This window comes from Serratia sp. 201 (genome assembly GCF_037027545.1).
GTDB classification, from domain to species: domain Bacteria; phylum Pseudomonadota; class Gammaproteobacteria; order Enterobacterales; family Enterobacteriaceae; genus Serratia; species Serratia bockelmannii.
Map to the genome: position 1 here is coordinate 121,169 of NZ_JAXCHC010000004.1, position 12,007 is coordinate 133,175.

Here is a 12,007-nt window from a genome sequence, read left to right on the forward strand (position 1 = left end):
TTTTTTATCGCGAGAAACGCTTACAGCCCCCCGGCGTCGCGCTTGGTGTTCGGCGCCGGCGTGGACGGCGGCGTACGGCCGTTGTTGGTCAACCGCGACAGCGTCTCGGTGCGCACCTGGAACGGCGGGTACGGCAGCGTGATGCCGTGCTCGCGGTAGCCCGCCAAGATCAACTGGTGGATCTCGTGACGCAGCGGCATACGGTGGCCCATCTCGGCGGCGTAAATACGCATCTCGAAGATCTGGATGCCCTGTTGCAGATCGACCAGGTAAACCTCCGGCGCCGGGTTATCCAGCACCAGCGAGCAGCGCTCGGCGGCGTTCATCAGGATTTTGGTCACTTCTTCGCTGTTGGCTTCGCCCGGCGCCGGTACGGTCAGCACCACACGGGTCAGGGTGTCGGACAGCGACCAGTTGACGAACTGTTCGGTGATGAAGGCTTTGTTCGGCACGATGATCTCTTTGCGGTCCCAGTCCGAGATGGTGGTGGCGCGGGTGTTGATCTTGGTGACGGTACCGGTCAGGTTGCGGATCGTCACGGTGTCGCCGATGCGGATCGGTTTCTCGAACAGGATGATCAGGCCGGAGATGAAGTTGGAGAAGATCTCCTGCATGCCGAAGCCCAACCCCAGACTGAGCGCGGTAACCACCCACTGCAGTTTCGACCATTCGATGCCGATCCAGGCGAAGCTGAGCACCGCGCCGAACACCAGCAACAGGTACTTGGTGATGGTGGTAATGGCGTAGCCGGTGCCCGGCGTCAGATCCAGGTGCTGCAGCACTGCCAACTCCAGCAGCGCCGGCAGGTTGCGCACCAGCTGCATGGTGATGATCAACACCAGAATGGCGATCAGAACCGCGCCGAGAGTGATTGGATGGGCGGTTTCCACGCCGTTCACCGTCGAGGTCACGTCCCACAGCGAGATGTTTTCCAGGAAGGCGAACGCGGAGTGGATCTCCGACCACAGCACGATCACCGACACCAGTGCGATCAGCGTCAGGATCGAGCGCACCAGCCGCAGCGACTGGGCGCTGATGGTGTCCAGATCGAAGTCCGAATCGTCCGGATCGATGGCGCCTTCAGTGCTGTTCGGGGTGTGCGAGGTTTCGTCTTCGCCGCGGGCGCGCTGGGCCAGGATGTCGGCGCGGCGCTGTTTGGCGCGATCGAAGGCGATGCGCCGCCGTTGGATCAGCATCCAGCGGCGGATGATGTGGTAGATGACCAGCAGCAGGAACCAGATCGCCACCGAGGTTTCCAGGCGCGCCAACAGCGCCTGCGCGGTGGTGAGGTAACCGACGGTCGAGGCCAGTGCCGCCAATAGCGGCGCCGACAGCAGCAGCCCCCAGAAGGCGCTGTTGAGCATGTTGTCGCCGGAGCCGTTTTTATCCAGATACAGCGGGATACCGGCGCGCTTCAGGCTGTGGGTGACCAGCGCCAGCGCCAGACACAGCAGGATGAAGCACAGCCGTCCCAGCGTGTTGGCGAACTCGCGTTCTTTCAGGCTATCGAAAGTGATCAGCGCCATGATCAGCGGCACGATCAGCCAGATCGACATCTTGTAGTAGCGCATGGCGCGCGAAACCTGCTTCGCCGGCCAGCGGAAGTGCACGATGAACAGCCCCTGCGGATGGGCGAAGGCGGCGCAGATCATGCAGATCCACAGGATCGGCAGCGTGGCGGTCACCCCTTTGCCGATCGCTTCCGCCACCGGGTAGTTCCAGGCGCTCTGCAGGCCGTAGCCGAGCGCGGCCCACAGCACCGGCAGCGGCATCGCCACCAGAATCGACCAGAACACGGTGCGCACCGTCAGGAAGAATTCGTCCTGCGTCACCTTGCCGACGCGGCTGCTGGCGCGCTCGAGGAAGGCGTGATAGTGCTTGCGCGAACTGATGCTGAAAATCACCAGCAGCAGGGCGCCGAAGATCGGGATCAGCGTTTCGCGGCTGGTCACCATCATCATGAAGGCACCGCCGAGCTGCGACAGCGTGTCCAGCGACAGGACGCGCGTCAGATCGTGCGCCACGTTGAGCGGATAAGAGAAGTTGATCGGATTGACGTCCGGCACCCAGAACAGATAGCGGTGGGTGGCGTCGCGGATCTCGTTCAACGCTTCGATCAGCTGGGTGTTGGCCACCTTCAGCTTGGTCAGCTCGAGGATTTGGGTGTCGCAACCGGACAGCAACGAGTTGAGCAGTTCGCGCTGGGTGCGCAGCTGAGCATCGACGATGCGCTGCTCCTGGTTGGTCAGCGCGCTGCCGTCGTCGCGTTTGAATTCGCGCTGCGACAGTTTTTCCAGTTGATTTTCAAACTGCAGGCGCTGCACGCGCAGCTGGGCCATGTCGCCGTCCAGCTGTTGCGGCTTGGGCATTTCCGGCAGCGTCGCCACCTGGGCGCGCAGGGTCTCCCCTAACGCCGACGACGAGCCGAGCCACTGGGCCTGCTCGATGATGGTGCTCAGCGCCTGGCGCACCTGCAGCGTCTGCGCCGCCGCCTGCCGCTGCTGCGATGAAATCAGATCCATGCGCTGCGCCTGGCTGTTCAGCGCGGCGGACAGTTCGCGGTTGATCTGCAGCTGTTGGCTGAGGCTTTTTGGCAAATCGCCGTTCTGCTCGGCCAGCTGCTCGGTTTTTTCCAGCGCCAGTTCCGCTTCGCGTTGGCGCTGGGCGTTGAGGTTGTTGCGCAGCGCCTGCAGTTGAACGTCTATTTTCTCGTGGCGCTTTTTATAGACCTCGGCGCGCATGCGCGCCAGCTCTTGACGGTTGTTGGCCGACAGCTGCGCCAGCTCCAGCTCGTCCACTTTGGCTTTGCGCGCCGCGGCTTCGGTCTGCAGCAGGGCCAGGGCGGCCTGCGCGTACGGGGTGGTCGGGTTGGCGGGCTGCGCCTGCAGACGGCGCTGCACTTCGGTCAGCGCGCGGCGGGCGTCGGTCTGCTGCTGCGGCAGCTGGCCGAGCGAATCGCTGATTTCCCGCGTGCGATCCTGCTCTTGCTGCAGCAGGCGCGCCTGTTCCAGCAGCAGGCTGCTGGTTTGCAGGATCTGCTGTTCCAGCTCGGCGGCCGGCAGATCGTCGCCGTTCGGCAGGATCTTGTTGCTTTCCAGCACCAGCTGACGGCGCAGCTCCTGCGTCATCTTCGGGAAATCGTCGATCACTCTCTGATACTGCTCGGAGCGAGTCTGCGACTCTTTACGCTCCGTCAGCCAGTTGAGGGCGCTTTGCAGCGCCTCGGTGGTTTCCGCCTGATTCGGCGCGTTTTTGCTGCTTTCCGCCTGCTTCAGCTCCTGTTTGAGCTGGTTCTCGGTCGGCACGGGGGCGGCCAGCGCCGGTTGCCACAGCAGGCAACCGAGCAAAAGCGTGATGATCAGGCGCACGGCGTCGATTCCTTTAGAGCGGGGTCTGTGGTGTTTCAGCGGCGGCCGGGATTTCGGCGAAGGCCTCACCCATGCGGGTGACGGTGCCGTTATGCAGCTGCGGCGCAAACTGCACGCTGCCTGCGGTAAACAGGTTGATCACCGTGGAGCCGAGTTTGAAACGGCCCATCTCGGCGCCTTTTTCCAGCGCGATGGCGCCTTCTTCGCCGGCGGCCGGGTAGGTCCAGCGTTTGATGATGCCTTCGCGCGGCGGCGTGACGGTGCCGGCCCAGATGGTTTCGATGCTGCCGACGATGGTGGCGCCGACCAGGATTTGCACCATCGGCCCGATGTCAGTGTCGAATACGCAGATCACGCGCTCGTTGCGAGCGAACAGGTTAGGCACGTTGGCGGCGGTGAGCGGGTTGACCGAGAACAGATCGCCCGGCACATAGATCATTTCGCGCAGTACGCCGGCGCACGGCATGTGTACGCGGTGATAGTCGCGCGGTGCCAGGTAGGTAGTGGCGAACAGGCCGTTGCGGAACGGCTCGGCCAACAGGTAGTTGCCGGCCAGCAGTGCTTCCAGGCTGTAGTGGTGGCCTTTGGCCTGGAAGATTTGATCCTCGCGGATCGGGCCGAGCTGGCTGATGGCGCCATCGGCAGGCAGCGCCAGCCAGTTGGCGTCGGCGATGATCGGGCGCGCACCATCGCGCAGCGGGCGCACGAAGAAGTCGTTGAAGGTGGCGTAAGACGTCAGGTCCGGGTTTTGCGCTTCCTGCATGTCCACGCGGTAGTAGCGGGCGAAGGTTTTGACCACCAGTTGGGTCAGCCAGCCTGCCTGTTTGTCGGCGCCCCAGCCCGCCAGGCGGGTCAGCGCCAGCTTCGGTAGCCAATATTGCAGTTTAATCTTGATGCTATCCAGCACGTTAACCTCGTGAATCAGGGTAAAGGGCGCGCATTGTAACGAGGGCCTCGCCGTCGTCAATGCTCGCCCGTCAGTGTCAGTCTGCGGCGTCCGTGAAGTTCTTGCGAACCTTCACCTGAGCCATGCTTTCCAGAATGCGGTGATAGTTGTCGAAACGCTCTTCCGCGATATCGCCTTTCTCCATCGCCGCGCGGATGGCGCAGCCGGGATCGGTATCGTGGCGGCAGTCGCGGAATTTGCAACCGCCTAAATAATCACGGAATTCGACAAAGCCGCGGGTGATTTGTTCCGGCTCCAGGTGCCACAGGCCAAACTCGCGCACCCCCGGGGAGTCGATCACGTCGCCACCGTGCTGGAAATGGTACAGCCGCGCGGCGGTGGTGGTATGTTGCCCGAGGCCCGAGACGTCGGAAACCTGATTTACCAGAATTTGCTCTTCAGACGGCGGCAGCAGCGCGTTCAGCAGGCTGGACTTGCCGACTCCCGACTGGCCGGCGAAGATGCTGATGCGCCCGGCGAGCGCCTGTTCGAATTCCGCCATGCCTTCCCGCGTCTGGCTGGAGACTTCCAGCACCCGGTAGCCAATCTTGCGATAGATATCCATCATGCCGTCGACCAGCTTGCGCGCTTCGGCGTCCAGCAGGTCAATTTTGTTGAGCACGATCAGCGGCTCGACTTCGAGCGTTTCGCAGGCCACCAGATAGCGGTCGATGATGTTCAGCGACAGCTCGGGCAGGATCGCTGACACGATGACGATCTGATTGATATTGGCGGCGATCGGTTTCACGCCGTCGTAGAAGTCCGGGCGCGTCAGCACCGAGGTGCGCTCGTGCACCGCTTCCACAATGCCTTTTACCCCTTCATGGGTGCCCAGGCCGGGGCGCCACACCACGCGATCGCCGGTGACCAGCGAACGCAGCGTGCGGCGGATATTGCAGCGGTGCTGAGTGCCATCCGGCGCCTCAACGTCGGCGTGCATGCCGAAACGGCTGATGACGACGCCTTCCTGCGGCTCGCCCAGCTGGGAATCATCCGGTTCCGGTTTGTTATCAGCGCGTTTCAGACGGCGCTGATGGTTCGCCTGCACGCGGCGTTGCTGACCTTTGGACAGTTTGTTCTTACTCACTGCGCCTCACTTGAATCGGTTTTATACCTTTACGTATACGCACAGCTGCGGCGAGGGACTAGCCCCGGGCGCAGCCTTGAACCCGTCAGGGTATATGTCGCCGATGGCGACCAAAAAGACTATGATACACGCTATTTTATATTAAATAACCGTTGTTAGCCGCCGGCTGCGGCGCGTTGCCACCGGCGGCGCCCGTCGTCTCGTCCGCACAGCGTTTTTCTCTCGGCTTTTAGGCAGGAAACATCATGACAGGAAACGAAAATAACCTGATTTGGATCGATTTGGAGATGACCGGGCTGGATCCCGAGCGTGACCGCATTATTGAGATCGCCACGCTGGTCACCGACGCCAACCTGAACATCCTGGCGGAAGGGCCGGTGATCGCCGTGCACCAATCCGACGAGCAGCTGGCCTTGATGGACGAGTGGAACGTGCGCACCCATACCGGCAGCGGGCTGGTGGAGCGGGTGAAAGCCAGCCGCCAGGACGATCGCGCCGCTGAGCTGGAAACGATAGCCTTCCTGCAGCAGTGGGTACCGGCCGGCAAATCGCCGATCTGCGGCAACAGCGTGGGCCAGGATCGCCGTTTCTTGTTCCGTTATATGCCGGAGCTGGAGGCCTACTTCCATTACCGCTATCTGGACGTCAGCACGCTGAAGGAGCTGGCGCGCCGTTGGAAGCCTGAAATTCTCGGCGGCTTTAAGAAGCAGGGCACCCATCAGGCGCTGGATGACATCCGCGAATCGGTGGCCGAACTGGCTTATTACCGCGAACATTTCATTCAGCTTTAAGGCGATGACGGCCTCTGCGGGGAAAAAACGCCGTTTTTAGCCGCTTAATTCGCCAATCTGGCGCTTTAATCGGCAATCAAACAAAAATCGCGTTTTTTTGCTTTCAGGGGCTTGCGACAAAAAGGATTTCTCGTATAATGCGCACCCCGTACCGATGAAGAATTTCGTAACGTTCCACCATCGATACGCCGGGCGGGAATAGCTCAGTTGGTAGAGCACGACCTTGCCAAGGTCGGGGTCGCGAGTTCGAGTCTCGTTTCCCGCTCCAAATTCAACAATGTCGCGATGCGGCATGATGAATAAATAAAGCAGTATCAAGCAGTACCTATGCGACGCGGGAATAGCTCAGTTGGTAGAGCGCAACCTTGCCAAGGTTGAGGTCGCGAGTTCGAGCCTCGTTTCCCGCTCCAAAAATTCAAAGGTCACGCCAGTGTTTGGTGGCCGGATGCCAAAAGCATCTCAATGCGGGAATAGCTCAGTTGGTAGAGCACGACCTTGCCAAGGTCGGGGTCGCGAGTTCGAGTCTCGTTTCCCGCTCCAATTTTCTCTTCGTTTCAAACTCAAATCCAACGCCTTATTCGGCGCGGGTTTTTGTCCCGTTTTACACGCCTGGTAAAAATGTTGTAAACAGAGTTATCCACAGCCTCTGTACATAAACTCGCCTGCCTGAAAAATCAACGTCATACAAATTAAATATTTATCTATTTGATTTATATGCTTATTTATTTATCCCAAAACGTTATGCCGATCACTTGCTCTTTTTGTTGCAGTTGAAAGACAACGTGTTTTTATTTTTATGCACAAATCCACAGAGTGAGTCTTCCGGCGATACGCCTGAATGGCGTACGCCGTCAGGCATCCCTTGGCAAACCTTTTTCCACAGCCCGTATCAGCCGCTTTTTCTGCGCCGTCTGCACCTCGATACCCTGCGCTTCGCGGCGAGCGAGCTGTTGCGCCAGCGCCCAGTGGATATGTTCATCCAGCATGGCGTCTTGGCCCAAACGCGTGCGCAGTGCGAGCACGATGCTGTCTTCGTAGGGCGCATTGCCCAGCGCCACGGTGATATTGCGCAGCCAGCGCAGGTGGCCGATGCGGCGTATCGCCGAGCCTTCGGTGATGCGCAGGAATTTTTCTTCCGTCCAGTTGAACAGATCGAGCAGCTGCGGCGCATGCAGCGCGGCGCGGGGGCTGAAGTCGTCTTCGTCGGTGAGCTGAGAAAAGCGGTTCCACGGGCAAATCAGCTGGCAGTCGTCGCAGCCGTAGATGCGGTTGCCGAGCAGCGGACGGAATTCTTCCGGGATCGCGCCTTCCAGCTCGATGGTCAGGTAGGAGATGCAGCGCCGGGCATCGACGGTGTAGGGCGCGACGATGGCCCCGGTCGGGCAAGTGGTGATGCAGGCGACGCAGCGGCCGCACTGCTCTTCCTGCGGCTGATCCACCGGCAGCGGCAGGTCGATCAGCAGTTCGCCGAGGAAAAACCAGGATCCTGCTTCGCGGTTAAGAATTAGTGAGTGTTTACCAACCCAGCCGATGCCCGCCTTGGCGGCCAGCGCGCGCTCCATGACCGGCGCCGAGTCGACAAAGGGGCGGAAATTCAGTTCGCCGCAGTAGGCCTGGATCTGATCGCCCAACTTTTTCAGGCGCTGACGCAACAGCTTGTGATAATCGCGCCCCAGCGCATAGCGGCTGACGTAGCCCAATTGCGGGTTCTGCAGGGTGCTGGCGAACGCCGCCTTGGCCGGCAGGTAGTTCATGCGCACGCTGATCACCCGCAGCGTGCCCGGCAACAGCTCGTGAGGGCGTGCGCGCAGCATGCCGTGGCGCGCCATCCACTCCATCTCGCCGTGGTACTGTTTGTCGAGCCAGGCCTGCAGCTTCGGCTCTTCCAGGCTGAGATCGGTATCGCAGATGCCAACCTGCTGGAATCCTAGCGATTGCCCCCATTGCTTGATATGTTGGGCGAGTTGATGGAGATCGAGGGGGTGCGTCATGACGGGCCACAGTGAAAAAGCATACGCTGACAGTTTACCACACTCTGTCTGGCCTGCGGATTGGATCCGTCGTTCGGAACCTGCGGCGGCGGCCTCGCTCGGTCTTTCTCTTTACGATTTAATGCTGCGCGCCGGTCAGGCGGCCTACGTACTGGCGCGCGACACTTATCCCTCCTGCAACCACTGGCTGGTGCTCTGTGGCCACGGCAACAACGGCGGCGACGGCTATGTGGTGGCGCGTTTGGCGAAGGCGGCGGGCGTGCAGGTGACGGTGATCGCCTGCGAAGGCGCACGCCCTTTGCCGCCGGAGGCCGCAGCGGCTCGCGAGGCCTGGCTGGCTGCCGGCGGCGACATTCTGCCGGCGAACAGCCGCTGGCCGGCGTCTGTTTCGCTCATCATTGATGGCCTGCTAGGCACCGGCCTGGGCAGCGCGCCGCGTGCGCCCTACGACGCGCTGATCGAGGCCGTCAACCGCCATTCGGCGCCGGTGGTGGCGCTCGATATCCCGTCCGGCCTGCTGGCGGAAAGTGGCGCGACGCCGGGTCCGGTCGTGCGTGCCGCGCACACCATCACGTTCATTGGCCTCAAGCCGGGTTTGCTGACCGGGCAGGCGCGCGACTGGGTCGGGCAACTTCATCAGAATACGCTAGGCTTATCGGATTGGCTGGCGAAGCAACCGGAACAGATTCAGCGGCTTACCGCCGAGGCGTTGCCGCGCTGGCTGCATCCGCGGCGCCCCTGCGCCCATAAGGGCGAGCATGGCCGTCTGCTGCTGGTGGGCGGCGACCGCGGATTCGGCGGCGCCATTCGCATGGCGGCGGAAGCGGCGCTGCGCAGCGGGGCTGGGTTGGTGCGAGTGCTTACTCACATTGAGCACGTCGCGCCGCTGCTGGCGGCCCGGCCGGAGCTGATGGCGCAGGCGCTGGACGAGGCGACGCTTCGGCAGGCGATGCAATGGGCGGATGTGCTGGTGATCGGTCCGGGGCTTGGCCAGGCTGAGTGGGGCAAAAATACCTTGAACGTGCTGCAAACCAGCGATAAACCGGCCTTGTGGGACGCCGATGCGCTGAACTTGCTGGCATTAAATCCCGAGAAACGGCAGAATCGCGTGATGACTCCGCATCCTGGAGAGGCTGCGCGGCTGTTGAGCTGCAGCACTGTCGACATCGAGAGTGATCGCTTACTTGCCGTGCGTAAGCTGACGGCACGCTACGGCGGCGTGGCGGTGCTAAAAGGCGCCGGTACGCTGATCGCCGATGAGCAGGGGCAGATGGCGATCGCCGACGTCGGCAACGCCGGCATGGCCTCCGGCGGCATGGGCGATGTGCTGTCGGGCATCATCGGCGGTTTGCTGGCGCAAAAGCTCTCGCTGTATGATGCCGCCTGTGCGGGCTGCGTCGTACACGGCGCGGCCGGCGATCGCGTAGCGGAAAGACAAGGAACAAGAGGCATGTTGGCGACCGATTTACTGCCGGACATCCTTCATTTCGTTAACCCTGAGTGGGCAAAATAGACTTTATCGAATGAAAGAACTCGTTTTACCTCTGCCGGACGAGGCAGCGACTGTCGCTTTGGGCACCACTTTGGCCAAGGCCTGCGATCGCGCCAGCGTCATCTATCTCTACGGCGACCTGGGCGCCGGTAAAACCACCTTCAGCCGTGGTTTCCTGCAGGCGTTGGGGCATCAGGGCAACGTCAAAAGCCCAACCTACACGCTGGTGGAACCCTATGCCTTGCAGCCGCTGGCGGTGTATCACTTCGATCTGTATCGCCTGGCCGATCCGGAAGAGCTTGAATTTATGGGCATTCGCGATTACTTCGCGCAAGACGCCATCTGCCTGGTCGAATGGCCGCAGCAGGGCACTGGCGTGCTGCCGGAGCCGGATCTGGCGCTGCACCTCAGCTATCAGGGCGAGGGGCGAGAGGCGAAGATCGAGGCGATTTCCGCATACGGCAGCCAGCTGTTAGACCGCATTCATGGATCACAGGGATGATGCTGCAATGACGCATGTGTTGAAAAAATTTGCGGTCATCATGCTGATCGCCGTGCTGGGGCCGCTCGGCGCGTTGAACGCGCTGGCGGCGTCCTCGCTGTCCGATATCAAAGTGTCCAACGCCCAACGCGAAGCGACGGTGTCGGTGAGCTTCAATGGTCCGCCGGACTACGCGTTTTTCCCGCTTCACGGCCCGGAGCGCGTGGTGCTTGACGTCAACCAGAAAGGCAAGGTCGGCGGCCTGCCGCTCAATTTCAGCGGCCAAAACCTGGTGAAGAGCATTCGCTCCAGCGCGCCGAAAGACGCTCAGAGCGTGCGTTTGGTGTTTGATCTGACGCAGCGCGCCAAAACCCGCGTCGCCACCCGCCAGAACGGCGGCGTGCACACCGTAGTGTTCACTATCACGGCCGAAGGCAGTGCCAATACCGTAGTGCGTAAAGCGCCGGTTGCGGTCAATCCACCGCCGCGTCAGGCGCCCGTCACGGTCAGCCAGCCACCGCGCCAGGCGCCGGTGGCGGTGCGTGAAGCGCCGGAGCCGCCGCTGCGCAAAGCGCCGACGGGATCGAATCCGTTTACCAATAAACAGACCGTGGTTGCAGGCACCGCCACCGAGGTGACGCCGCGCAGTAGCCGCGTTTCCGCCGGTTCCGGCGATCGGGTGGTGGTAGCGATCGACGCCGGCCACGGCGGCCAGGATCCGGGCGCCATTGGCCCGAGCGGACTGAAAGAAAAGAACGTCACCATCGCCATCGCGCGTCGCCTGCAGGCGATGCTGGACGCCGACCCGCAGTTCAAGCCGGTGCTGACGCGTAACGGTGACTATTTTATTTCGGTGATGGGACGTTCCGACGTTGCGCGTAAACAGGGCGCCAACGTACTGGTCTCCATCCACGCCGACGCCGCGCCAAACCGCAGCGCCAGCGGGGCTTCCGTATGGGTGCTGTCCAATCGCCGCGCCAACAGCGAAATGGCCGGTTGGCTCGAACAGCATGAGAAGCAGTCCGAGCTGCTCGGCGGCGCCGGCGACTTGCTGGCCAACAGCCAGGCCGACCCTTATCTGAGCCAGGCGGTGCTGGATCTGCAGTTCGGCCACTCGCAGCGCGTTGGTTACGATGTGGCGGTGAAGGTGCTGCAGCAGCTGCAGAGCGTCGGATCGTTGCATAAACGCCGGCCGGAACACGCCAGCCTGGGCGTGCTGCGTTCGCCGGATATTCCCTCGCTGCTGGTGGAAACCGGATTTATCAGTAATAGCACGGAGGAGCGGCTGCTGGGCAGTAGCGCGTATCAGGAGAAGATTGCCAAGGCCATTCATAACGGCCTGCGCAGCTACTTCCTGGCGCATCCGCTGCAAGCCGACCCAAAGGTGGAAAACCGACCGCTGGACGTCGCAGCGGCGGTTAACACCTCAACACCAGACGTGCGCCAGCCTGAGCCTATCGTGAGCTCTGCTGGCGCGAGCCGCAGCGAAAGCGGCAAGACTCAGATCCACGTGGTGAAACGAGCGGAGACGCTGTCCGGCATCGCCGACAGCTACGGCACGACCATGGCGGCGCTGCGGGATCTGAACAAACTGAAAAAAGACGGCGTGTGGGTCGGGCAACGTCTGAAGGTGCCGGCGGGGAAAACCGCCGCCGTCACCGCCGTCGCCAAGGCGAAAACGCCGGCGAAGAAGCCGTCTAAACATAAAGTGGCCCGCGGGGACACGCTGTCCTCTATCGCTTCTCGTTATGGGGTCAGCGTCGGCGATCTGAAACGGGTCAATAATCTGAAGTCGGACGTCGCGCCGCTGGACCGGACGCTGACCATTCCGCAGGCCTAGCGCCACCGCTA

General features: G+C 61.8%; 8 protein-coding genes and 3 tRNA genes. 7 read left to right on the top strand and 4 right to left on the bottom strand.

Features of this window, described 5'->3' with window-relative positions; all coding sequences use genetic code 11:
* Positions 1 to 20: 20 nt before the first annotated feature.
* The 3 genes from mscM to rsgA all read right to left on the bottom strand — a co-directional run bounded on the left by mscM (position 21) and on the right by rsgA (position 5,401).
* Entirely contained in the window at positions 21 to 3,368 is a 3,348-nt protein-coding gene (mscM, locus tag WA302_RS19345; RefSeq protein ID WP_049205242.1) for a miniconductance mechanosensitive channel MscM, read from the bottom strand.
* A gap of 13 nt (positions 3,369 to 3,381) precedes the next feature.
* Entirely contained in the window at positions 3,382 to 4,275 is an 894-nt protein-coding gene (gene asd, locus WA302_RS19350) for an archaetidylserine decarboxylase (protein WP_025305014.1), read from the bottom strand.
* Positions 4,276 to 4,351: 76 nt separating this feature from the next.
* Entirely contained in the window at positions 4,352 to 5,401 is a 1,050-nt protein-coding gene (gene rsgA, locus WA302_RS19355; RefSeq protein ID WP_004929686.1) for a small ribosomal subunit biogenesis GTPase RsgA, read from the bottom strand.
* A 245-nt stretch (positions 5,402 to 5,646) separates the two neighbouring features.
* Between rsgA and orn the strand changes: the two genes are divergently transcribed.
* The 4 genes from orn to WA302_RS19375 all read left to right on the top strand — a co-directional run bounded on the left by orn (position 5,647) and on the right by WA302_RS19375 (position 6,732).
* Entirely contained in the window at positions 5,647 to 6,192 is a 546-nt protein-coding gene (orn, locus tag WA302_RS19360; RefSeq protein WP_004929689.1) for an oligoribonuclease, read from the top strand.
* Positions 6,193 to 6,384: 192 nt separating this feature from the next.
* Positions 6,385 to 6,460 (top strand) — tRNA-Gly (locus WA302_RS19365).
* 66 nt (positions 6,461 to 6,526) lie between these two features.
* Positions 6,527 to 6,602, top strand: a tRNA-Gly gene (locus WA302_RS19370).
* A 54-nt stretch (positions 6,603 to 6,656) separates the two neighbouring features.
* A tRNA-Gly gene (locus WA302_RS19375) sits at positions 6,657 to 6,732 on the top strand.
* Positions 6,733 to 7,043: 311 nt separating this feature from the next.
* Here the strand turns inward: WA302_RS19375 and queG are convergent.
* Positions 7,044 to 8,183 (bottom strand): tRNA epoxyqueuosine(34) reductase QueG, encoded by a 1,140-nt coding sequence (gene queG / locus WA302_RS19380; RefSeq protein ID WP_197759415.1) that lies wholly within the window; start codon positions 8,181 to 8,183, stop codon positions 7,044 to 7,046.
* Here queG and nnr point away from each other — a divergent pair.
* The 3 genes from nnr to amiB are packed head-to-tail and all read left to right on the top strand — an operon-like array spanning position 8,182 to position 11,996.
* Positions 8,182 to 9,696, top strand: a complete 1,515-nt coding sequence (nnr, locus tag WA302_RS19385) for a bifunctional ADP-dependent NAD(P)H-hydrate dehydratase/NAD(P)H-hydrate epimerase (RefSeq protein ID WP_261456581.1) — start codon at positions 8,182 to 8,184, stop codon at positions 9,694 to 9,696. The genes queG and nnr overlap by 2 nt on opposite strands.
* A gap of 10 nt (positions 9,697 to 9,706) precedes the next feature.
* The gene (gene tsaE, locus WA302_RS19390; RefSeq protein ID WP_025305017.1) at positions 9,707 to 10,177 is read left to right on the top strand and encodes a tRNA (adenosine(37)-N6)-threonylcarbamoyltransferase complex ATPase subunit type 1 TsaE; all 471 of its coding nucleotides are present in this window, start codon (positions 9,707 to 9,709) and stop codon (positions 10,175 to 10,177) included.
* A gap of 7 nt (positions 10,178 to 10,184) precedes the next feature.
* A complete protein-coding gene (gene amiB / locus WA302_RS19395) occupies positions 10,185 to 11,996 on the top strand; it encodes an N-acetylmuramoyl-L-alanine amidase AmiB (RefSeq protein WP_049294707.1) in 1,812 nt (603 codons plus the stop codon).
* The last annotated feature ends 11 nt before the right edge of the window (positions 11,997 to 12,007 follow it).